Annotated in this window: 21 protein-coding genes, 1 tRNA gene and 1 pseudogene; 12 read left to right on the plus strand and 11 right to left on the minus strand. The window is 54.3% G+C overall.

The window, feature by feature from the left end:
* Positions 1–864: an ABC transporter permease gene (locus NQ490_RS00970; protein WP_007046926.1), complete on the minus strand. Its 864-nt coding sequence runs from the start codon at positions 862–864 to the stop codon at positions 1–3.
* Between the two features lies 1 nt (position 865).
* A complete protein-coding gene (locus tag NQ490_RS00975) occupies positions 866–1,819 on the minus strand; it encodes an ABC transporter ATP-binding protein (protein ID WP_007046927.1) in 954 nt (317 codons plus the stop codon).
* Between the two features lie 199 nt (positions 1,820–2,018).
* Here NQ490_RS00975 and NQ490_RS00980 point away from each other — a divergent pair, with 199 nt between their 5' ends.
* Positions 2,019–2,603, plus strand: coding sequence for a sugar O-acetyltransferase (locus NQ490_RS00980; RefSeq protein ID WP_007046928.1), 585 nt, complete (start codon positions 2,019–2,021; stop codon positions 2,601–2,603).
* 45 nt (positions 2,604–2,648) lie between these two features.
* Here NQ490_RS00980 and asnB read toward each other — a convergent pair whose 3' ends face one another.
* Positions 2,649–4,496, minus strand: a complete 1,848-nt coding sequence (asnB, locus tag NQ490_RS00985; RefSeq protein WP_007046929.1) for an asparagine synthase (glutamine-hydrolyzing) — start codon at positions 4,494–4,496, stop codon at positions 2,649–2,651.
* A 70-nt stretch (positions 4,497–4,566) separates the two neighbouring features.
* The gene (gene coaBC / locus NQ490_RS00990) at positions 4,567–5,763 is read right to left on the minus strand and encodes a bifunctional phosphopantothenoylcysteine decarboxylase/phosphopantothenate--cysteine ligase CoaBC (protein ID WP_007046930.1); all 1,197 of its coding nucleotides are present in this window, start codon (positions 5,761–5,763) and stop codon (positions 4,567–4,569) included.
* 148 nt (positions 5,764–5,911) lie between these two features.
* On the opposite strand from coaBC, the gene NQ490_RS00995 reads away from it, so the two are divergent.
* Positions 5,912–6,697 (plus strand): type III pantothenate kinase, encoded by a 786-nt coding sequence (locus NQ490_RS00995; RefSeq protein WP_040917687.1) that lies wholly within the window; start codon positions 5,912–5,914, stop codon positions 6,695–6,697.
* Positions 6,698–6,740: 43 nt separating this feature from the next.
* Here the strand turns inward: NQ490_RS00995 and NQ490_RS01000 are convergent, their stop codons facing one another.
* The 3 genes from NQ490_RS01000 to NQ490_RS01010 form a co-directional block, all read right to left on the minus strand.
* On the minus strand, positions 6,741–7,901 hold the full coding sequence (locus tag NQ490_RS01000; RefSeq protein WP_007046932.1) for a hypothetical protein: 1,161 nt from the start codon (positions 7,899–7,901) through the stop codon (positions 6,741–6,743).
* Complete coding sequence (locus NQ490_RS01005; protein WP_007046933.1) at positions 7,898–8,455, minus strand: sigma-70 family RNA polymerase sigma factor; 558 nt, start codon at positions 8,453–8,455, stop codon at positions 7,898–7,900. The genes NQ490_RS01000 and NQ490_RS01005 overlap by 4 nt, the downstream gene beginning before the upstream one ends.
* Before the next feature lie 152 nt (positions 8,456–8,607).
* Complete coding sequence (locus tag NQ490_RS01010) at positions 8,608–9,915, minus strand: galactokinase (RefSeq protein WP_007046934.1); 1,308 nt, start codon at positions 9,913–9,915, stop codon at positions 8,608–8,610.
* A gap of 257 nt (positions 9,916–10,172) precedes the next feature.
* Between NQ490_RS01010 and NQ490_RS01015 the strand changes: the two genes are divergently transcribed.
* The 8 genes from NQ490_RS01015 to NQ490_RS01050 all read left to right on the plus strand — a co-directional run bounded on the left by NQ490_RS01015 (position 10,173) and on the right by NQ490_RS01050 (position 16,863).
* Positions 10,173–11,030: an AraC family transcriptional regulator gene (locus NQ490_RS01015; RefSeq protein WP_007046936.1), complete on the plus strand. Its 858-nt coding sequence runs from the start codon at positions 10,173–10,175 to the stop codon at positions 11,028–11,030.
* 9 nt (positions 11,031–11,039) lie between these two features.
* A complete protein-coding gene (rlmD, locus tag NQ490_RS01020) occupies positions 11,040–12,401 on the plus strand; it encodes a 23S rRNA (uracil(1939)-C(5))-methyltransferase RlmD (RefSeq protein WP_007046937.1) in 1,362 nt (453 codons plus the stop codon).
* Between the two features lie 159 nt (positions 12,402–12,560).
* A complete protein-coding gene (locus tag NQ490_RS01025; RefSeq protein ID WP_040918080.1) occupies positions 12,561–12,953 on the plus strand; it encodes a hypothetical protein in 393 nt (130 codons plus the stop codon).
* Between the two features lie 6 nt (positions 12,954–12,959).
* Complete coding sequence (locus NQ490_RS01030; protein WP_007046939.1) at positions 12,960–13,817, plus strand: DUF5685 family protein; 858 nt, start codon at positions 12,960–12,962, stop codon at positions 13,815–13,817.
* Positions 13,810–14,568: a J domain-containing protein gene (locus NQ490_RS01035; protein ID WP_007046940.1), complete on the plus strand. Its 759-nt coding sequence runs from the start codon at positions 13,810–13,812 to the stop codon at positions 14,566–14,568. The genes NQ490_RS01030 and NQ490_RS01035 overlap by 8 nt, the downstream gene beginning before the upstream one ends.
* Before the next feature lie 307 nt (positions 14,569–14,875).
* Complete coding sequence (locus tag NQ490_RS01040) at positions 14,876–15,202, plus strand: helix-turn-helix domain-containing protein (protein ID WP_050764694.1); 327 nt, start codon at positions 14,876–14,878, stop codon at positions 15,200–15,202.
* 683 nt (positions 15,203–15,885) lie between these two features.
* A complete protein-coding gene (locus NQ490_RS01045; protein WP_320415298.1) occupies positions 15,886–16,278 on the plus strand; it encodes an MFS transporter in 393 nt (130 codons plus the stop codon).
* 186 nt (positions 16,279–16,464) lie between these two features.
* A complete protein-coding gene (locus NQ490_RS01050) occupies positions 16,465–16,863 on the plus strand; it encodes a hypothetical protein (protein ID WP_147644672.1) in 399 nt (132 codons plus the stop codon).
* A 151-nt stretch (positions 16,864–17,014) separates the two neighbouring features.
* Here NQ490_RS01050 and NQ490_RS01055 read toward each other — a convergent pair whose 3' ends face one another.
* Positions 17,015–17,596, minus strand: coding sequence for a helix-turn-helix domain-containing protein (locus tag NQ490_RS01055; protein WP_040917689.1), 582 nt, complete (start codon positions 17,594–17,596; stop codon positions 17,015–17,017).
* A gap of 171 nt (positions 17,597–17,767) precedes the next feature.
* Between NQ490_RS01055 and NQ490_RS01060 the strand changes: the two genes are divergently transcribed.
* Complete coding sequence (locus tag NQ490_RS01060) at positions 17,768–18,019, plus strand: helix-turn-helix domain-containing protein (RefSeq protein WP_040917692.1); 252 nt, start codon at positions 17,768–17,770, stop codon at positions 18,017–18,019.
* Between the two features lie 73 nt (positions 18,020–18,092).
* Positions 18,093–18,929 carry a site-specific integrase gene (locus tag NQ490_RS01065; protein ID WP_040917694.1) on the plus strand — a complete coding sequence of 279 codons (837 nt, stop codon included), beginning with the start codon at positions 18,093–18,095 and terminating at the stop codon, positions 18,927–18,929.
* 323 nt (positions 18,930–19,252) lie between these two features.
* Here NQ490_RS01065 and NQ490_RS01070 read toward each other — a convergent pair.
* The 3 genes and pseudogenes from NQ490_RS01070 to NQ490_RS01080 form a co-directional block, all read right to left on the minus strand.
* Positions 19,253–19,337, minus strand: a tRNA-Tyr gene (locus NQ490_RS01070).
* Between the two features lie 588 nt (positions 19,338–19,925).
* Positions 19,926–20,129, minus strand: a complete 204-nt coding sequence (locus NQ490_RS15390) for a hypothetical protein (protein WP_007046950.1) — start codon at positions 20,127–20,129, stop codon at positions 19,926–19,928.
* Positions 20,130–20,197: 68 nt separating this feature from the next.
* Positions 20,198–20,980, minus strand: a pseudogene (locus NQ490_RS01080) (Y-family DNA polymerase); the annotation flags it as partial.
* Positions 20,981–21,415 lie beyond the last annotated feature (435 nt).

The raw sequence follows: 21,415 nt of genomic DNA on the forward strand, positions 1-21,415 counted from the left end.
TCAATTCCAGCGGCGGCGCTCAAGGGCCTGCCCCGTGAGGAACAGGAACAGCGCGATGACCGAGAGATAGTAGATAATGGCCGAGACGCTGAACATACCTCCCACCACACCGTTGAAAGGTTCAAATAAGGCCATTGCCGAAAGGACACTGTCAAAGGCAGCCAGCAGCCAGGTGGGGCGTGCCACAAACAGTACCGCCAGAGCCACACCGCCGACACAGAACACCGCACAGCTGGTGGTGAGGCTCTTGCAGACGACACCTACCAGCACCGAGGCAATCAGCAGCACCACCAGGAAAACGATGAGTGCCAGCAGGTTGCCGCTGGTGAACATAGTCTGGATGCCGTTCATCAGATAGGCTACAATCAGCACGCCGAAGGTGGCCAGGTAGGCGATGATCTGATTTTCGGTCAAGGCCGAGATCCAGGTGCCGATAGACAGGCAGGCCGCCCCCAGCAGCAGATATGCCAGCAAGGCGCTGTAGGCGGAAGCCAGCGACACATTGCCGAAGGCCAAAAGGATCAGCGGCATGAAGACTGCCACCACCATGGGCGCAGCAAACACCGCAAACTCCGCCAGGAATTTGCCCAGTACGATGGCCGGGATACTGACAGGGCTTGTCAGCAGCAGCTGATCCGTCTTGTTGCGCCGTTCCTCGGCAAAGCTGCGCATACTGATGGCCGGTAGCAGGAAAAGCAGGATCATCGTAGTGGTATACAGCACCGACGCAAAATCCGAGGACGCATACATCAGATTGCGGTTGGTAAAATAGAGGCCCAGGAAAAACAGACTGACTGCAGCCGTTACATAGCCGATCATGCCGGTAAAATAGGCACGGGTCTCTCGCTTGAAAATTGCCGCCATATTATGCCTCCTCCTTTTCTTCGGGATGCTCCGTCAGCTGCAGGAACACATCTTCCAGGCTCATGCTTTCGGCGCTCAGGGTCAGCACCGGACAGTTTGCCTTGGCCAGTGCCAGCGACAGCGCCCCCCGCAGATCGGTTCCCGCCTCGCTGACAGCGGTAAAGCTGACCTCGCCGCCTTTTTCCGCCGTGACCCGCAGATCGCTGAGTCCGGGCACCTTGGCCGCCGCTGCCAGCACCGCCTCCCGGCCGCCCTGGGCCGTAGCCGAAATGGTCCCCTTGGCCGCCAGTTTGCCGGCCAGTTCCTCCGGGGTCCCCTGGGCAATCAGTTTGCCCTTGGCGATGATCAGTACCCGGTCGCAGACTGTCTGCACTTCGCTGAGAATGTGGCTGGACAGGATCACGGTGTGGGTCTTGCCGAGATCATGGATCAACGAACGGATCTCGATCATCTGGGCAGGATCCAGCCCCACTGTTGGCTCATCCAGGATGATGACCTTGGGGGAGCCCAGCAGCGCCGCGGCGATTCCCACACGCTGGCGATACCCTTTGGAAAGATTGCGGATCAGACGGGGCTCCATTCCCTGCAGGCCGGCGCGGGCACATACCTTTTCCACCGCGGTCCGGCGCTCAGCTTTCTTGCGCACCCCCTTGAGTTCCGCCACAAACAAAAGATACTCCGTCACCGTCATATCCTGGTACAGCGGCGGCTGTTCCGGGAGATACCCGATACAGGCCTTGGCGGCAGCCGGTTCCTCCACAATATCGTGCCCGTCGATCTTCACCGTACCGTCCGTGGCAGACAGATACCCTGTAAGAATATTCATCGTGGTGGATTTACCCGCACCATTCGGGCCCAGCAAACCGTAGATGCAGCCATCCTCCACAGTAAAGCTGATGTCATCCACGGCGGTATGTTTTCCGTAACGCTTTGTCAGATGAGTCACTTCGATCAAAGTGTGTTCTCCCCCTTTTGTAGGAATCCATGTACACCGACACCGCAGCCGTACATGCAGGGTTGATTATAACGCCAAATTGTGAAAATTGTAAGTCAGTCCGTTTACAGAGCGGAACCGATTGTGTGTCCCCGGCAGATATGATATAGTAAAATCACTGAAAATAGCGGTACATTTTGCCGCAGCGGGAGGTCGTATCATGACAGAACGTGAAAAGATGCTTGCCGGACAGCTGTATGACTGCGGAGATCCGGAATTGCTGGCACAATGGCACCGGGCCAAGGACCTCATCCGGGACTACAACCAGCTGGACTCCGCCGATGCCGCAGAAAAGGACCGCATCCTGACCGAGTTGCTGGGTGGACGGGGCGCCAATCTGTGGGTCACAGCCCCTTTTTATGTGGACTACGGAAACAATATTTATTTTGGGAACAACTGCGAAGTCAATATGAACTGCACCTTTCTGGATGATAACCGCATCGTGATCGGCGACAATGCCTTGATTGCCCCCAATGTGCAGATTTATACGGCATTCCATCCCACCAACGCGGTCGACCGGTTCGGCCCGTTGAGGGAGGACGGCTCTTTTTCCTTTTGCAAGACCCGGACCGCGCCGGTCATCATCGGCAACAGCGTCTGGATCGGTGGCGGCGCCATTCTGCTGCCGGGGGTACATATCGGCGACAACGTAGTCATCGGTGCCGGCAGTGTCGTCACCCATGACATTCCCTCCGACAGTATCGCGTTCGGCAATCCCTGCCGTGTGGTGCGCAAGAATGGCTGATTTTGCAGTGCAGCAAAGCCCGGAGCAAGTTGCTCCGGGCTTTGTTTATACCAGTTCCACCTGGTAGGTCTGTAACCAGTAGTTGAGCTGCAGAAACCATGCGATGGTCTGCGGAGTCGTCATGAGCTGTCCGTACCACGGCACCGGATTGTCGGCACCGGAGGCCAGCAGTTTTTCCAGCGCTTCGGCCCGTATGATCCGTAGCAGCGGCGCCGCCGGATCTTCCAATACTTTTGTAAGCTCGGCGGACACCGCCGCCAGATACCCGGGATTCCAGGTCTTGGGATAGGGACTCTTTTTGCGCCAGAGCACCTCCGGCGGCAAAACACCGGTCATCGCTTCCCGCAGCAATCCTTTTTCCTTTCCCTGATAATCCTTGAATTCCCACGGTACCGAGTAGAGGTATTCCGCAATGCGGTAATCACAGAACGGCACGCGCACCTCCAGGCCGCTGTACATACTCATGCGGTCCTTGCGGTCCAGAAGCGTCTGCATGAACCAGTGGAAGTTCAGGCTCATCATCTGCCGCATCCGCTGTTCCAGCGGCGAGAGCCCGGGGCGCACCGATGTCTCGGCCAGCGTTTTCTGGTATTGGGCATCCACAAATCCTTCGGGATCGATCCCGTCCAGCACGCCAGGTTTGAGGAAACTGGCGCGGTAGGCGGTGGACTGCGCCCAGGGGAAGCCATATTTTTCCCGTATGGTGGGATCCCTGTACCACGGATACCCGCCAAAAATTTCGTCAGCACATTCACCGGAAAGGGCCACTGTGGCGTGAGGCTTGATGTACCGGCAGAACGCCAGCAGAGAGGCATCCACATCCGCCATCCCCGGCAGATCCCGCGCCTCCACCGCCGCATACAATGCCGGGACCAGTTCCGGCGTATCCAGCGTGATCCAGTGATGTTCAGCATGGAGGAAGTCGTTCATCATCCGGATAAAAGGCGCATCCGGCCCGGGCTGAAACTTGGTCTCGTGGAAATAGCGTTTGTTATCTTTATAGCCCACCGAGAAGGTGTGCAGCGTCTTGCCCTGTGCCGTAAACTGTGCATCCGCCACAGCAGAAATCAGGCTTGAATCCAACCCGCCCGAAAGGAAGGTTGCCACCGGCACATCCGATACCAGCTGCCGCTGGATGGCATCCATGAGGAGATCCCGCACTTTGTGTGCCGTTGCGGTAAAATCATCCGGATGCTCATGGTCCACCAACTGCCAGTAACGATGCAGCAAAAGGTGGCCGCTGTCTGCCTCATAGATTCCGTACTGTCCCGGCAACAGTTCATGCACATTCTGGAACACCCCGCTGCCCGGTATACGACCCGGCCCCAGCAGCAGCACTTCCGCCAGCCCATTGGCATCCACGCGCGGCGGGACCGCCGGGTGCGCCAGTACCGTCTTGATCTCGCTGCCGAAGATCAGGCTGTCCCGGGTCTTGGCATAAAACAGAGGCTTGACCCCACACCGGTCCCTCGCCAGAAACAGCTTGCCCCCATGGGCCTCCCACACCGCAAAGGCAAAAATGCCGTTAAAGCGATCCACACAGGACGCTCCCCATTCGGCATAAGCATGCAGCAGCACCTCGGTGTCGGAATGACCGATAAAACGGTGTCCCCGGTTTTCCAGGGCCGCCCGCAGTTCCGGCGTATTGTAAAGCTCGCCGTTATACACAAGGGTATAGCTTTCTCCCTGCCAGTCCAGCTGCATGGGCTGACAGCCATTTTCCAAGTCCACCACTGCCAGCCGTGCATGGATCAATGCCGCCCGTCCGCTGATGTACATGCCCCGCTGGTCCGGTCCCCGGCGTGCCATCGTGCGCTGCATGGCGCAATAGGCGGCATAGTTGCCCTGAATGGCGCGCGGGTTGCGCCCGATCTGCCCCGCTATTCCGCACATAAAAAAGTCCCCTTTCTGCCATTGTTCCTAACAGGAATATGCAGAAAGAGGATATTTTTAGAACGAAAACTCAGCGCACGGCTGCAATCGCATCGGCAATCCGATGCGCCACGGCATCTTTGCTTTGCAGCGGCAGCGACTCGCTTCCCTGCTCCGTAATGAGCGTCACCACATTGGTGTCCACGCCGAATCCGGCACCGGGCACTTTCAGATTATTCGCCACGATCATATCCATATGCTTTTTGTGCAGCTTTGCCGTGGAGTTTTCGATCAGATCCCGCGTTTCCATGGAGAAACCGCAGACAAACAGCTTTTCGGGTTTATGGTCACCCACCCAGGCCAGAATGTCCTGGGTGCGCTCCAACGCCAGGGTCATCTCCCCGTCCTGCTTTTTGACCTTATCTTCCGCCACCGTCGCAGGGCGATAATCTGCCACGGCGGCCGCCATCACCAGCGCATCGGCATCCATCGCATGCTGCCGCACCGCATCAAACAGATCCTCTGCGGTTGTATAGGGCACCATCTTGACAAAAGGCACCGGCGGCAGCGTACAGCCTGTGGAAGACAGCAGCGTCACGTCGGCGCCGCGCAGCATGCAGGCCCGTGCCACGGCATAGCCCATCTTGCCGGTGGAATGGTTGGTCAGGTACCGCACCGGATCCATCGGTTCCTGGGTGGCACCGGCCGATACCACGATTTTCTTGCCGCGCAGATCCTTCTCACAGGCCAGTTCCCGCAGCACATAGTCCACCAGGACCCCCTCTTCAGGCAGCCGTCCCGATCCCACGTCTCCGCAGGCCAGCAGGCCGGATCCCGACGGAATCACCGTAAAACCATAATGCTCCAGCGTTTTCAGATTATCCTGGGTGATGGGGTTTTCCAGCATATGGGTATTCATGGCCGGCGCCACCAACTTGGGACAGGTTGCGGCCAGCGTCACGGTGGTGAGCATGTCATCGGCCAGACCGTGGGCCATCTTGGCGATGACGTTGGCCGTGGCCGGCGCAATGAGCATAAGATCTGCCGCGTTGGCCAGGGATACATGGGCCACATCGTACTGGAAATTGCGGTCAAATGTATCCACAATACAGCGGCGGTTTGTCAGCGTTTCAAACACCAGCGGCGCAATAAATTCGGTGGCGTGCTTGGTCATCAGCACATGCACATTGGCTCCCATCTTGACCAGCGCGTGGGCCACATTGGGCATTTTATACGCAGCGATTCCCCCGGTGATGCCGAGAACAATCGTCTTTCCTTTGAGCTGCATAGGGTTCACGGTCCTTTCCCTGTTTGGATAGGTTTATTATAGCAATTCCGGACCCATTTGTAAATTGCGGCCCATCCCATTTGGATTTGCAAAATTCCTGTAAACTGCTATAATGATACCAGTTTTACAGGAATGGAGCCTTTTGGGTATGGTACTGGCGGTGGACATCGGAAATTCCAACATCTGCATCGGAGGCCTTGTGGGGGAAAGCCATCGGGAGGTGCTGTTCACCACCCGTATGGTCACCCGTCCCCGCTGCACGGGCGACGAATATGCCGCCGAACTGAAATTTCTGTTGGGGCGGCTTCGGGTGGATTGTTCCGCGTGTGAAGGTGTTATTGTATGCAGTGTGGTGCCCAGTCTGACCGCTCCGCTGGCCGACGCCTGCCGCCGTCTGACCGGCAAAGAGGCGCTGATTGTCAGCTGCGCACTGGATACCGGTCTGACCTTCCGGGTGGACGAGCCCTGGCGTGTGGGGCGTGACCGCATCGCCGATGCGGCCGCGGCCGCCGCCCTGTATCCGCTGCCCTGCATGACGGTGGATCTGGGCACCGCCACAACCTACAATGTGCTTTCCGCCCAGCGGGAATTCCTGGGCGGGTTCATCGTGCCGGGCGTTCAGACCAGTCTGCGGGCCATCAGTGCCGGCACGGCCCAGCTGCCCCCCATTGCCCCCGAACCGCCGAGCAATCTCATCGGCCGCAACACCGTGGAGGCACTGAACAATGGTGCCATGTTCGGCACCGCAGCCATGCTGGACGGTCTGGCCGAACGGGTGGAGGCTCAGTTGGGGGCGCCGTTGACAGTGATTGCCACCGGCGGACTGGCTCCTTACATCATGCCTTGCTGCCGACGCAAAATCATTTACGATTCCGACCTTCTCTTCAAAGGCCTGGCGTTGCTTTGGGAGCGCAACCAAGACCATCTCACCTGAAAAACAGGAGGCAGCCGTACAACGGCTGCCTCCTGTCGCTTTGTCAGGAAACGGGCATCTGCCACATTTCCACAGTCATGGTGTCGTCCGCCTGATGCGTCAGCAGCACGACCTGCCCGTCGCCGGTACAGGACGCCACGTATTCTTTCACGGAATCACCGTCATCGTACTGTTGGGCCACAAATCCACCGTTTCCATCGTACCAGCCCCTGCCATAGGGCCCGTCTGTCGGGGACACCGTTTCACGACTCAGCAGGACTCCCTGTTCCCGGACCTGTTCCGGGGTCAGGGCTGCCAGATACTGCAGCACATCCTCTGTTGCATTCCCCGCTGTCTGTGAATCTGCGGTGAACCATTGGCGACGCAATTCTTCCGCGCGGGCCGGATCCGCTTTGCTCTCATCGATAGGCAGATCAAAGAGAATCCTTGTTCCCTCTCCCTTGTTGGAAAGGGTGATGGCACCGCTTTCCGGATCCTGCACAAATCCGTTCAGCAAAGCGCTGATACCTCCTGTGCTGTCCAGAATCACAGCCAGTTGCGGATCCTGATCCGCAAAGGGTTCCAGCGTATCGGTTTCCACCAGGATGTACCGTACGCCATCCTGTACCAGATCATGTCTGGCGCCCTGCATCGTAAAGACATTATAATCCATAAGCGGACATTCAGGGGATGCAAACACAGGTGAAACCAGACTGTTTGTCAGCGTCAGATCGCTTTCTTCTTCCGAAAGTTCCGCCATCGGCGTTCCGTCCGTGTGGGTAACCGCCAGCACTGCATAATGCCGGTCATGCTCCGGCGTCCCATCCGTCCAGGCTGACGACCAGAATCCGGTCGCGTTCTCTCCCGTGGTCAGGCCGAGCAGCGTGACGGCATAACCGCCGGCCTGCTGAGTCTGCTGAATCTCTGTAGATTCCGTCCCTGCAAACAGCGCCGCCAGTTCATCCTGCTGCATCTGGCCTGCGACCTCCGATGGTTTCAAAAAACGGGACGCCGCTGCAACACCGATGGTTCCCAGACAGCACAGCACCGCCGCAACGGCGGCCACACGCCATATCATGGACCGGTGCCTTACCGGCCGCCCGGTGTCGCCGTTTTCTGTATCAATCTGTGCCATTGCACTATCCAATATACGCCGCCTTTGCGATTCGTTCAGTGCACAGGAAGGCAGTTCCATCGATGCAAGGGTATCATACACGGTTTTCATGGCCTTTTCTCCTTTCCGAATCGTTGCAGGAACTTCTGTTTCAGGCGTGCCCGTCCCCGGGAAAGCCGCACATTCACGGCATGTTCCTCCATGTGCAGGGCCAGTCCGATTTCCCGGCCGGACTCCAGTCCATAATAACGGCGGATAAAAATTTCCCGATCCGGCGGCTCCATTTCTTCCACCAGTTCTGCCATCAGCTCTTCCGCCTCGGAACGGTCCGGATTTTCCCATTCTTTGACGATCCGTTCGAAGTCTTCCGGCAGCGGATCGGTCGGTTCTCTTTTAAGCTGTCGGTATCGATCGATAGCCTTGTTGCGTGCCGTCACAATCAACCAACCTTTGAGACTGGTCCGCTGTGTTTGCAGAGATTGCGCCTTCCGCCAGCACTGTACCAGCACATCGGCTATACACTCCTCTACATCCCTGGGATCATGCAGGATACGGCGTATCACAGCCTGCAGTGTCCCGCCATACCGGTCCAGAATCTCTGTCAGTCCTTTTTGCGGATCCCGGCAGAGTATCTGCAAAATCTGCTGTTCCTCCACGCTCTGCATCCGCCTCACCTCCTTGTTTCTTTTCTGGAAGGCCTTTCATCTGGAAAGACGTTCCCTCTTACGCAAATGTCTCACCAGGATGGGACAAGCGGCAAAAAAACTCCCGCCGGAGTCCGGGACAGGACTCCGGCGGGAGTATACGGGATTAGCTGTTACAGTTCCGGCGTGACCGGCACCGCACCATAGTTGCGGATATTCAGCACATGGCAGCTGCCCTCGCCAAAACAGGCGTCAATCGTGGCACGATAGGCATCCACCAGATCATCGGGCACAAACGCCTGAATGGTTCCGGCAAAACCGCCGCCCTGCAGACGCCAGGCCCCACGGCCGTTGAGGACCTTCTGGCTCAGCGCCAGCGCCAGAGGTACACCCTGCTCCTTGGGATTCTTGATGCTGTACGCATTCTGGTTGAACTCAAAGCTGGAGTGACCGCCCTCGATGATCAGGCGCAGGAACTTGTCAAACTCATCCTTCTGCACCGCTTCGCACAGTTCGGAGGCGCGACGGCAGTCATTGTAAAAATGGATGGAACGTACCACCGCACGGTCACCCACCGCCTTGCGCAGCTTGGGGATGGCCGCGTAGAATTCTTCCTCAGGCACTTCGCGCAGAACTTTCTTGCCGAACTGTGCCGCGACGCTTTCCATCTCCCGACGGATGGCGGCGTAGTCATCGGTCAGGTCCGCATGGCTGCCCTTGGTGTCGCTGATGCACATCACGAAACCATGTTTGGCCAGATCGATCTCGGTCTGCCCTACCACCGGATGCTCCGGATCCTTGAAGTCAATGGTGATAACGCCGCCCACCGCGCAGGCAGTCTGGTCCATCAGACCGCAGGGTTTGCCGAAGAATACATTCTCCGCATACTGGCCGATCTGCGCAATGCGGACCTGGCTGAATTTTTCCATATCGTTGTCATTGTACTCGCCGCGGAAGATTGCACCGATGCACACCTCGAAAGCGGCGGAGCTGGACAGACCGGATCCGCGCAACACATCGCTGGTGGTATACGCATCGAAACCTCCGACCTTGCCGCCGTCGTTGAGGATGCCCACCGCCACGCCGCGGATCAGCGATGCAGAGTGCTCCGCCTCCCGCGGCTGCGGAGTACGGATACTCAGGTCCACATCATCGATTTTCTCGAAGCCGTGGGATTTCACCCGAACAACGTTATCATTATTGGGCGAAACCACCGCCACAATGTCCAGGTTCACAGAACCGGCCAGCACCACACCGTTGTTGTGGTCGGTGTGGTTGCCGCCGATCTCGGTACGGCCGGGGGCAGAGTACAGACGCACCGTGCGATCAGCACCGAACTCTGCGGCAAAGCGGTCGATCAGCTGGGTGTAACGCGCCCGCTGGGCTGCAACAATCTTCTCGTCCGCGCCATACAATTTGGTGAAGGCACCATCATACAGGCCCTGGGCAATCTGCTGCTTCAATTCAATGGTATTTGCCATAGTTCCACTCGCCTTTCCTGTTGCGTGGACCCTTCCGGCAGACAGGTAGTCGTCATGCACAAAAAGAGCCGCACCATTTTAGGCAAACAGCCAAAGACCCGGCTGTTTGCATCACTCTTGTACTCAGTATAACAAATTCTGCAGGGAAGTAAACATTTTTTTACTGCTGTTTTATGGACTTTTGATGAATGGTTTGCTATAATAATATCGATGATCGAGCCGCCGCTTTGGCAGCGGCGACGAACGAGGTGTGAATCATGACCAATCTGAGCAAGCAGTCCTACAAGCAGAGTTATACCGACAATGTCGAATTGTCCATCTTCAACTGCGGGCATGAATACTGTGTTCCCGGCCACACCTGGGGCCCCGGCGTGCGTGACCACTATCTGATTCATCTGGTGGTAGCGGGAAAAGGCGTCTATCAGGTGGGCGGTGTCTCCCACACACTGCAGGAGGGGGATCTGTTCCTGGCCAAACCCAACCAGCTGATCACCTACGCGGCAGACGAAACCGATCCATGGGAGTATTACTGGGTGGGCTTCAACGGAGCCTGTGCCAACAAGCTGGTGCAGCAGACACCTTTCAGCGATCTGCACCCCGTCCATCACTGCAAGGACCCCCAGGCCGTGCGGGAAGCCCTGTATAACATTTATCTCTCCCGCGGGCCGGAACCCCAGTGTGAAGCGCTGATGACCGGTTACCTCTATATCTTCATGGCGCACCTGATGAAGGAAGCCCGGGACGCCATGCCCAATGTAGGATCCTCCAGCAGTCAGTACGTACTTTCCGCCATCAAATATATTCAGTTCAACTATTCCCACGATATCTCGGTGGACGATATTGCCAAGGCAGTCGGCGTCAGCCGGAGCCACCTCTACCGCGTCTTCATGGCCAACGTAGGGCAAAGCCCCATCGACTATCTGACCAACTACCGCATCAGCGAAGCCTGCAGCCTTTTGAAAAATTCAAACCTTTCCATTGCCGAAATCGCCGTTTCGGTGGGATTCTTTGACCAGTTTTATTTTTCCCGCGTCTTCAAAAAGGTCAAAGGCGTACCGCCGAGCAAATACCTTGCCACACTGGAAAAGGAGCAGAGCAAACTGCCGGACAAATAAGGAGTATACATGGCATTTACCAAAAATCAGATCCTGACACTGGAGATTGAGTCGCTTTCCAGCGATGGAAACGGCGTGGCCCACAGCGACGGACAGGCCATATTTGTACCGGGCACCGCCCCCGGTGACACCGTCAAGGTTCGCATCGTGAAGCCGATGAAGACCTACGCATTCGGACGGCTGGAATCGCTGAGAGCGTCCGGTCCCGACCGTATTATCCCTGATTGCCCCGTAGCGGGCCCTTGCGGAGGGTGCGGTCTGCGGCATATTTCTTACCAAGCCGAATGCCGGGCCAAAACCTGTTTTGTGCAGGACGCCTTTGCCCGGCTGGGCAAATTGGATTTACCGGTACACCCGGTGTTGGGTGCCCCCGACATCAATCGGTACCGCAACAAGGTACAGCTGCCGGTAGGCACCGATGAGAACGGACACCTGACCACCGGCTTTTTTGCCGGGCGAAGCCACCGGATCATTGCCTGCCCCGACTGTAAACTGCAGCCGGAGTGGATGAACCGCCTGGCGGCACGCGCCTGTGAACTGCTGGAGAAAGCAGGCGCGACCTCTTATGACGAGGAAAGTCATACCGGCCTGGTACGCCATTTGTTCTTGCGCCAGGGGTGGCACAGCGGCCAGCGCCTTTTGTGTTTTATTCTCAACGGCCGCGCCCTTCCCGACGAGCAGCGTATATGCGAAGAACTGCAACGTGAATTTGACCTGACAACAGTCCTCGTCAATGAAAACACTGCCCGCACCAACGTGATCCTTGGCCCCCACACTCACACGGTTTTGGGGCCAGGCGTTATCGAGGATACCTTGGCCGGAGTTTCCCTGCGTATGGGGGTGCACGAATTTTATCAGGTGAACACCCCTGCAGCCGAAGTTCTGTATGCTCAAGCCCGTACCTATGCAGCTCTGCAGCCGGAGGATTTCCTGCTGGACCTGTACTGCGGCATGGGTACCATCGGGCTTTCCATGCTGCCGGACTGCCGCCGCTTGCTGGGTGTGGAGATTGTCCCCCAGGCGGTGGAAGGCGCCAAAGCCACCGCGGCCCGCCTTGGTCTGTCGCCACAAAGGGCAGATTTCCGCTGTCAGGATGCCGGCGCGGCGGCGGCCCAGCTTGCCGCTGAGGGCGCCCATCCCGATGTCATCGTCGTGGATCCGCCCCGCAAAGGCTGTGACCCGGCCACCTTGCAGGCGATTGTGCAGATGGCGCCCCGCACGCTAGTCATGGTAAGCTGCAATGCTGCCACCGCCGCCCGGGACACTCGCTGGCTGACAGAGCACGGCTATCGGGCGATGGAAGTGCAGCCTGTGGACCTCTTTCCCCGCACCCGCCATGTAGAATGTGTTGTGAAACTGGTACAAGCATAATGTTCGGGCGCTTTTTTGCAGCTTTGCGAAAGTTCCGGATTCTTTCTGCCCTTCAGATTTGTTCAAATTCTTTTTGGCTCCTGTTCACGATTTGCCAACAATTTCATGCCATAATGAAAGGCGAATATACGGGCTGTGCCCGAAAAGGTGGTTTTTTCCATGAAAGCCTGGTTGCAGCGCTTTATGTCCGGCCGCTACGGTTTTGACCGTTTCAGCGGGTTTCTGTCCAGCTGTTCGCTGATACTGATTGTGCTCGGAGCCCTCTTCAGCTCCGTTCTGTACTGGCTGGGACTTCTGCTTCTTATTTACTGCTACTTCCGTATTCTGAGCCGCAACATCCAAAAGCGCTATCAGGAGAACCTCCAGTATCTTTCCCTGGAAAGCAAGGTGACCGGTTGGTTCTCCACCCGAAAGACTCGCTTTCAGCAACGCAAACAATACCATTATTACCGGTGTCCGCACTGCGGTCAGCAGCTGCGTGTGCCTCGCGGGCGCGGAAAAATCTCGATCACCTGTCCCAAATGCTCTACCCAGTTCATCAAAAAGAGTTGACGGCCGATGTTTGGATATGTTACCATCTATCGAAAGGGATTGGCAAAAGAGGACCTTGACCGCTACCAGGCTTACTACTGTGGGCTCTGTCAGGCACTGGGCCGCAAGTATGGCTTGCCCGGACGGCTCACCCTGAGCTACGATATGGCCTTTGTGGCGATCCTGCTGAGCGCATTGTATGAACCCGCCACCCGTTTTGGGACCGGGCGCTGCGCGCCGCATCCTATCAAACCACGTCCGAGAGCCGACAATGCTTTTCAGGACTATGCCGCCGATATGACCGTCGCGCTCGCCTATTATAATTTTCTGGATGACTGGCAGGACGATCATCGGCATGCCAGTCTGCGGCAGGCCCAGAAGCTGGAAGGCTATCTGCCCGCCATTCAGGGACAGTGGCCCCGTCAATATGGCGTGATCACCGAACAGCTGGCGGCGCTGAATCTTCTGGAGGAAGCCGGTTCCCACGACCTTGACGCCTTGTGCAATGCATTCGGCACCTTGCTGGGTGCCGTTTTTGCCTGCCGTGACGACGTCTGGGCTCCCACCTTGGAGGCCATGGGCCGCGGATTGGGCGGTTTTATCTACCTGATGGACGCCTATGACGATCTGGAAAAAGATCGCCGGAAGGGGCGTTTCAACGCACTTTCGCATCTGGCGGATCAGCTATCCCCCGCCGAATACGAAGAGCAGTGCCATGAACTGCTGACGCAGCAGATGGGACTGTGTGCGCAGCAGTTCTCTCTGCTTCCCATTTTGCAGGATACTCCGGAGGGGAAACTATTGTACAACACTTTATATTCCGGCGTGTGGAGCAAATACGCGCTGGTCAGAAAGCACAGAGAGGGGCAGCATCCGCATGACTGATCCATACAGCGTATTGGGCATCGCCCCCGGTGCCGACGACGAGACCATCAAGAAAGCCTACCGCCAGAAATGCAAGCAGTATCACCCGGACTTACACCCCAACGATCCCTCCGCCGAGGAAAAGTTCAAGGAAGTGCAGGCCGCATACAGCGAAATCATGCGCCGCAAACAAAACGGTGGTCAGGCGGGCTATCAGGGTTACCAGCAGCAGCGTCAGAGTTCCGGCAATCCTTACGGCTACAGTCAGGGCGGCTATGGCAATTCTTATCAGGACGATCCTTTCGGCGGATTCGGCTTCGGGCCTTTCGGGTTCGGATTTTATGGCACATCCGGCAGCCGGCAGACCTATACCACCGGCCAGGAAAGCCCCGAACTTCGCGCCGCAGCCAATTATATCCGCAACGGTTTTTACACTGAAGCGATGAACACCCTGAACGGCATTGCAACCAACGAGCGCAATGCACAATGGCATTACTACTGTGCACTGGCCAACCAGGGGCTGGGCAACAATATCCGTGCGCGGGAGGAAGCCCGCACGGCTGTATCCATGGAACCCAACAACTACGCCTACCAGAATCTGCTGGACCAGCTGCAAAGCCCCGGGCAATCCTATGCCAGCTACCAGCAGCCCTATGCACAGCCCAGCGGAAATCCCGGACGTTTTTGCCTTTCGTTCTGGATGTATCTGCTGGTCTGCAATCTGTGCAGCTGGTGTTGTTGCGGCGGACGCGGCGGTGTATTCTGCTGCTGAATCCTTCTGCCCCGGAAAATACAGACTTACAAAGAGGACGGTGCTGCTGAAGCAGCACCGTCCTCTTATTTAATAGTTAAACCGTAGAATATCGATTCTACAAGGTCTTTTTTGGTGGGAGCTGGTGGATCCGAACGGCCGAAAATCATGTTTCACAAAATGGCCGCATTGTTTTGGCCGTACCATTCCTGCAATTTGCCGGAATGATTCGGCTTGTTCCGCTGAGTTTTGACACGTTTTAGGCGAACAGGGTCCCGAAAACGGGACCCCAATACCCGCCATAAGTAACCCGACAGGAGAGCGTTTTATGTCTGTTTTTCGTGTGCCTAAGCGCAGCAACTTTACTGTTATGAGCAACGTCCATCCGCGGGAGGCCAGTTTGTCTCTGAAAGCAAAAGGACTGCTGTCCTATATGCTTTCCAATCCGGACAACTGGGATTATAGCTTGCGCGGTCTGGCCCGTTTCAGCACTGACGGTGTCGACAGTATGCGTAGCGGCCTGAATGAATTGATGCGGCACGGGTATCTGGTCCGTGTAAAGGTTCGAGATGCCAAAGGACGAATCGTCGACTGTGATTACCAAATCTTTGAGGTGCCACAGAAAGAGATTTCCCAAGAATTGGAAACCCCATGATTGGATTTTCCAATTCTGGAGAATCCAACGCAACTAAATATGGGAGGTTAGTAAGTATAGAGATTAGCAAAATATCTACTTGCTGAAAAGGAAGATGTGAATGGCCATTTTGAACTTCTGGTTTGCCAGTGTTTTCTCTGCAGAGGGCGCTCTCTTTTTCAGCTGGTAATAGAGTGAGGTAAAAAATTGGCAAGCACGGCATCATGCTGGCACACGCCGGCAAAATGCCACTTGTCAGGGAAATCTTCCCCTGAAACCCTTCGGTTATTCCATTAAGCGGCGGAAAAAATATGTAATGTGCACTTATAGAAAAGGGGCTGGGTTCCGGAGTCTGTTGTTGACACAAAAGTCGGGAAAATGATATACTGACACAGTCCGAAAAGAAAGGAGGGCGCACAAATGGCTTGGAGATTTTCTAAGATCCAACTGAAAAAAGGCAATGTTTTGGCCTTTCATGGGGATAGTGCGCCCTTTTGGAAGGTCAAAATGGCACGTTGATGCGCTGTTGGACGTAAAAAGTTGTGCACTATCTCCTTTTACTTGCAGACACCTGTGAGAAAAGGAGATTTTTTATGTTTACTATTAAACGGCAGATTTGCCTCATCTACTCCATAACAGCACTGGGAAGCCTCCAGTTTGCAGGCTCCTGCTGGGCAGCGCTACTGGCAGCGAGGGGGTTTTCCTTGACCCAGATCGGATTGGCAGAGGCGGTCTTTCACCTCACAAGTCTTTTATTTGAAGTTCCATCCGGCGTGATTGCCGACGTATTCGGACGCAAACGCTGTATGATCGCCAGCCAATGTATGTCCGCAATGGCCTCCGTTGCCATGATGCTTTCCGGCTCTATAGGGGGTGTCTGTATAGCGATGGCACTCAGTGCGTTGGGGTATAATTTTGCTTCCGGAGCACGAGAAGCACTTGCCTATGAGAGCCTGAAACAATGCGGTCAACAGAGCGCCTATGAACGGTTTGCCGTCAATGACACAACTATATGGAGAATCGGGACGGCATTGTCCACGCTGTGCACTGGAGCCGCACTGTGGATCGGCCCGCGTGCCGCCTACGGCGTGGATTAGACCCTGGCATTGTTGGGGTTGTGGCCAGCCATACAGCTACAGGAATCTCAAAACGGCGAGGTCTCTGACAGCGATATAATGCAGCGCATCTGTGCTGCTGTAAAGGAAAGCGTTGGGTTTGTTGTCCATAGCCCAAAGGTCCTGCAGCTGATGTTAGGCAACGCTTTGGTAGGATCTGTGGCAACTATGCTGCTCTATCTGTTGCAAGCGCGGCTGCCGGTTATGGGAATTCCTGATGGCTTGTTGGGCCCAGTGCTGTTTCTGCTGGGACTGAGCGGCACTCTGGGGCTGCAAATTGCCCGCCTTACAGGTCGGCTGCGGTACCGTTTGGTTGTAGTGCTGTGTGGTACCGGCGTTCTCACAGGAACGCTTCTGGCCGCCACATCTTGGCTCCCTGCGGTGCTGGCTGGTGGATTTCTGGCAGGGACACTGGATGATCTGATGGACGTGTGCAGCGATGTTATACTGAACGAAATGATCCCTTCCTCTAGAAGGGCAACGCTGGTTTCTGTTTCGTCCCTTGTATTTTCTTTTGTAATGCTGGCCGTCGCTCCGCTGTTGGGGGCACTTTTCAGCATGGCTTGACGTGATAATACATCGTTTTTATTATTCGTTAGGCTTTCATTGAGCTCTTGCTGCAATTGAATTATTAAATCAAAACAGCGAGATAGACCTTCTTTAAGGGAGGCGTCTGTCTCGCTGCTTTAACGTAAAAGCAGATTGAAAACTGCTGTGTTTATCTATTCTCTTTATTCGAAGTGTCTTTCCGCAAAACTCGCCATTGCTTCTGAGTTTTATATTTCCCGCAACCATTACAGGAATATGGCCACTGGAGTTTCCACTCGGTATATTCTTCCAGGGTGATCGTTTTCTCTCGCAATTCTCTTTTGCGTACTTCCCATTCCTTCAGGTAATCATCCATGAATGTGTTTTGAAACCATAACATAGTGGGATCATGCAACAGCCAGTTATCGTTATCACTGTATTCAATTTTGAACGCCTGAATGGAGTTATATGGCTCGCCATCGGGATGTGCTGTAGAGAGTGACATAAGATGAGGGTCCTCTGTATCAGCCCAAAAAAGTAATTCTATAAGCTGCGTAAAGAAGCCTTCTGGTTCGGTATCTAGCGCGTAGATACACACATCCAACACCTGTGCCATTTTTTCAAGCACATCTCTTTTTGGCGTTCGAAAGCCCATTTCATACTGAGCAATCCGTGCCTGACAATCGCCCTTCAGCTCCAGGGCTTCGCCCAACGCTTTTTGGGTCATACCACGAAACGTGCGGATAAAGCGGATTTTTTCACCGGTTGTCACAGGAATTCTCTCCTTCTGTGTGCTTTTCTTGTATCGTAATAGATTTATTCATAGTTGGCAATAGAAGATTTACATTTTTGATAATTGCGTGTTTTTACATTATCGAATAAGTGACTTATAATCAAAATACAAGATTAACATTTTGGATAATCCAAGAAAGGGAGGTACTTTATGAAAGCAAAAATGACTTTTGCAGAATTGCGCTGTTGCATGATCCGCAAAAATATCAATCAAAGTGAATTGGCAGAGGTGGCCGGAATTGCTGACGCAACCATGACTGACCGAATGGCAGGACGCAGCTATTTTCGGGTAGACGAAATTACCCGGATTGCTAAGCTGCTGGATATTCCGGAAAGCGAATATTATCGCTTTTTCTTTGCTTCTGAAAATTATCCCTCCGCGCAACGCGGGCATAGCGCATAAAGGAAGGAAAATAGAATGGGCCTTAAAAAAGCAGAAGCACATTGGGAGAAAAACAGAAAACGGTGGCGCGTTAATGGGCAGCGCGACGGGGAGAGAAGGACCTTTTATAGTTTCACGCCAGGTCTACAAAAAGGATGCTGAACGTAAGGCTGATAGTTGGAAAAAGGGAGTTCTTCACGAAAATAGCGATCCATCTGTCGCAGAACTGTGGGAGTGCTTTCTCCGCTATCTGGTGGAAGAAAAGCAGGTGGGAACCAGCACTGTTGATCAGGCGCGGAAGTTTGGCCGCAATTACATACTACCTGTCTGCGGAAACTTACGAATCTCTCGCTTGAATGAGGGTCACCTGCAAAGAGTGCTCAATCTTTCCGCGCAGAAAGGTTGCCTGCGACAAGATACGCATCGTCCTTCGAAAGGGCCGCTCAGCCTGAAAACCCTGCGCGGATTGCGCAACATAGAACAGCAATTTGTAAAATGGTGCCGTATCAATGGTTATACCGATCTGGTACTGGAAGGCTTGGAGGTGCGCACCAGCGCACAGAAGGTTGAAAAAGAAATCTTACAACCCAATGAGCTGCGGACGCTGTTTCATGTGGATACCCGGTTGGTGCGCGGTAAACGTGTGTTCGACGAGCAGATTTACTCCTATCGTTTTGCGGTAGTCACAGGGCTGCGTCCAGGCGAATTGATGGGGTTGCGCATTGGGGATATCCAAGGAGACAAACTTCATGTTCAGCAGGCAATCAACAGGTATGGAGAAACAACCAGCGGGAAAAATCAGAACGCCAGGCGAACCTTTGGGTTGAATTCGTTTACCCGCCGGATTGTTGAGCAACAACTGGAGCTACTTCACGCCAGCGGGATGCCTACAGCCCCGGACAGCCCTTTGTTTCCTGCTATGAATCAATAGAGCCGGTATCATCAATGGAAGTCCTATGCACGCTCTAATGGCATCACAGCCATCAGCTGCTATGAAATGCGCCACACCTTTATCTCTTTGGCGCAGAATCTGCCGGAGGGAGATCTACGAAGATTATGTGGTCAGTCTGCCAGTATGGATACAAGGGGCGTGTATGCGCATAAACTGTGCGATGACGATACCCGCATTGCCGGAGAGGTGGACCAAATTCTAGGGAGGTATCTTGATAATTGACAACCACCGAAAGTGGGGTCCTAAACGGGGTCCCTAAACAAAAAAAGCCCCGTAGAATATCGATTCTACGAGGTCTTTTTTGGTGGGAGCTGGTGGATTCGAACCACCGAAGCATTAAGCAGCAGATTTACAGTCTGTCCCCATTGGCCACTCGGGAAAGCTCCCTTATTTTGTTTCGTGCACCGCAGTTCCGAGTGCTCGATTATTATAGCAAACCAAAAGGGAAAATGCAAGCCTTTTTTTGAATTTTTTTCAGGTTTTTTCAAAATATTTATAGATCTCCGAAAAATCAACGTATCTATGTTATTATCCATTCTTCTTTTGGCGAATTCCTTACGCATATCTTTTCTGCAACGTCGGCTGTCTGGTTATGACCTTCTCGTTTCCTGTAAAATAAACAGAGGCTTTTCTTTCCTCCGTTGGCATATTTTTCATCACAAGGGGCATCGGCCAGCGCACTATTCAGGGCGTCATTGCAATATTCTACTTGGCGCAAAACGCTGCTCTCTTCCCTTTTCTCTTCCCGGAAAACCTGCTATTCCAGCGATAAAAACAGCGTCCCCTTCATCTCTAAAATATCATCCACCGGAATGATGGTAGCATCCTGCATGACGATTTCCCGTTCATCCATTCTGATCTTCCTGACAACACCTGACACCGTTCGATATGCCCCACCTGTTTTCTGTTCGTCGGGCTTAAAATAGATAAAACAAATCTTTGGCTGCGCGTTCAAACGCTCCTGCAAAAGGTGAATCATCCCGTCCCGCCTTTTCTGTTCTTCTTCGTCCAATTCAATTTTCGTTCCGTTAAACGCCCGGTCTCCCGAATGGCGTCATCATAGCCGGTAAGTGCCGCAAAAGGCGAAAACTGGGCCGCACGTTCCCACATTGGCATCTGCGGCCGCTTGGATGAAACATGATGCTGCAGATAGATGATATCTTCATATGCTCCCGTCATGCTCGGTGCCCTCCCATCTGCGTGTTGCGCGCCTTAGCCGTCGTGCCCTCTTCCATATCCATCCCTCTTAGGACAGCGTTTTTCCCGAATAGTTTGTACAACAAATCTTCATTGTTGACCGTGCACCGGTCCACGTCGCCCGACGTAAACATACCATAGGCTTCCAGCTTTTTCGCATACCCTCTACCCACACGCCAAAAATCCGTCACTGGCCGATGTGACCAAAGTTCTTCGCGGAAACGCATCTCGTCCAGTTCGGCGATCCGCCCCCGTTTTTGTCCGCCGGGATATGCTTGGCCACGATATCCATCGCCACTTTACACAAAAAAGATTCGTACCGATGCCGGCCGCCGCCGTGATACCAGTGGTATTCAGAACATCCACGATTATCTCCCTTGCCAGTTCTTGCGCTGACATATGATATGTATGGAGATACTCCGTTACATCCATAAGCACTTCGTCGATAGAATACACAATAATATCCTCTGGCGCAATATACTTGCGGTAAATATTATAGATTCGCGCACTGTACTGCATATAGAACGCCATTCGCGGCGGCGCAACGATAAAGTCGATGGCCAGTTCGGGAAACGCTTTAAGCTCGGTAAGAAAACAGGACTTTCCCTCCAGGCATTGCCCTGGTACTCGGCATAGACGCTTTCTGTTGGCTCCCTGACTTGCTGCACAACTTCAAACAGCCGCGGGCGGCCTGGTATGCCATAGCTTTTCAAAGAAGAACTCACTGCCAGGCAAATTGTCTTTTCTGTCCGCCATTCATCCGCCACCAAAAGATTTGTGTCCACCTGGTCCAATCCACGTTCCCGACATTCCTCCTTCTCTATGAACAATATTCCTGCTCGTTCTTTCTTGCTTTTGGGTGGAAACTACGCAAGAGGCTCCCGTTGCAGGTCCACGTATCATCGCTTGCCTCTAAGACGCTTCTGCTCGCCTTTCTCTAAACCATTTTTCGATGCAAACTGCCATTTAACTGCTACCAGCCCGACTTAAATCGCCTTTTAAGTCAATATGAAGTAGCGGCTTGCAAAAGAATGTTTTCATTCCCATGCAGTGCCTACCAACCTATAGTCCCCAGGGGGTCTGTGAACCGCACCCAGACCTTTTCAGCGGAATCCTATTTTTAGCTTTCTGCCGCTGTTTACGCCGACAGTGTATTATTTAAACTAAAGTAGACGCACCACATTCTTGGTTTAGGACTCACACCAATTTTCACCACTAATTCCAATTTTTCACTGTGCCAAAACAAAGGCACCGGTACAAACCACAAG

The sequence above is a fragment of the Subdoligranulum variabile genome, assembly GCF_025152575.1.
Classification (GTDB): domain Bacteria; phylum Bacillota; class Clostridia; order Oscillospirales; family Ruminococcaceae; genus Gemmiger; species Gemmiger variabilis.

Bases quoted from the DNA above. Each gene is read 5' to 3' on its own strand.
- NQ490_RS00970 (WP_007046926.1), bottom strand. From the start codon at position 864: ATGGCGGCAATTTTCAAGCGAGAGACCCGTGCCTATTTTACCGGCATG.
- NQ490_RS00980 (WP_007046928.1), top strand. From the start codon at position 2,019: ATGACAGAACGTGAAAAGATGCTTGCCGGACAGCTGTATGACTGCGGA.
- asnB (WP_007046929.1), bottom strand. From the start codon at position 4,496: ATGTGCGGAATAGCGGGGCAGATCGGGCGCAACCCGCGCGCCATTCAG.
- coaBC (WP_007046930.1), bottom strand. From the start codon at position 5,763: ATGCAGCTCAAAGGAAAGACGATTGTTCTCGGCATCACCGGGGGAATC.
- NQ490_RS00995 (WP_040917687.1), top strand. From the start codon at position 5,912: ATGGTACTGGCGGTGGACATCGGAAATTCCAACATCTGCATCGGAGGC.
- NQ490_RS01000 (WP_007046932.1), bottom strand. From the start codon at position 7,901: ATGAAAACCGTGTATGATACCCTTGCATCGATGGAACTGCCTTCCTGT.
- NQ490_RS01005 (WP_007046933.1), bottom strand. From the start codon at position 8,455: ATGCAGAGCGTGGAGGAACAGCAGATTTTGCAGATACTCTGCCGGGAT.
- NQ490_RS01010 (WP_007046934.1), bottom strand. From the start codon at position 9,915: ATGGCAAATACCATTGAATTGAAGCAGCAGATTGCCCAGGGCCTGTAT.
- NQ490_RS01015 (WP_007046936.1), top strand. From the start codon at position 10,173: ATGACCAATCTGAGCAAGCAGTCCTACAAGCAGAGTTATACCGACAAT.
- rlmD (WP_007046937.1), top strand. From the start codon at position 11,040: ATGGCATTTACCAAAAATCAGATCCTGACACTGGAGATTGAGTCGCTT.
- NQ490_RS01025 (WP_040918080.1), top strand. From the start codon at position 12,561: ATGAAAGCCTGGTTGCAGCGCTTTATGTCCGGCCGCTACGGTTTTGAC.
- NQ490_RS01030 (WP_007046939.1), top strand. From the start codon at position 12,960: ATGTTTGGATATGTTACCATCTATCGAAAGGGATTGGCAAAAGAGGAC.
- NQ490_RS01035 (WP_007046940.1), top strand. From the start codon at position 13,810: ATGACTGATCCATACAGCGTATTGGGCATCGCCCCCGGTGCCGACGAC.
- NQ490_RS01040 (WP_050764694.1), top strand. From the start codon at position 14,876: ATGTCTGTTTTTCGTGTGCCTAAGCGCAGCAACTTTACTGTTATGAGC.
- NQ490_RS01050 (WP_147644672.1), top strand. From the start codon at position 16,465: ATGCTGCTCTATCTGTTGCAAGCGCGGCTGCCGGTTATGGGAATTCCT.
- NQ490_RS01060 (WP_040917692.1), top strand. From the start codon at position 17,768: ATGAAAGCAAAAATGACTTTTGCAGAATTGCGCTGTTGCATGATCCGC.
- NQ490_RS01065 (WP_040917694.1), top strand. From the start codon at position 18,093: ATGGGCAGCGCGACGGGGAGAGAAGGACCTTTTATAGTTTCACGCCAG.
- NQ490_RS15390 (WP_007046950.1), bottom strand. From the start codon at position 20,129: ATGACGGGAGCATATGAAGATATCATCTATCTGCAGCATCATGTTTCA.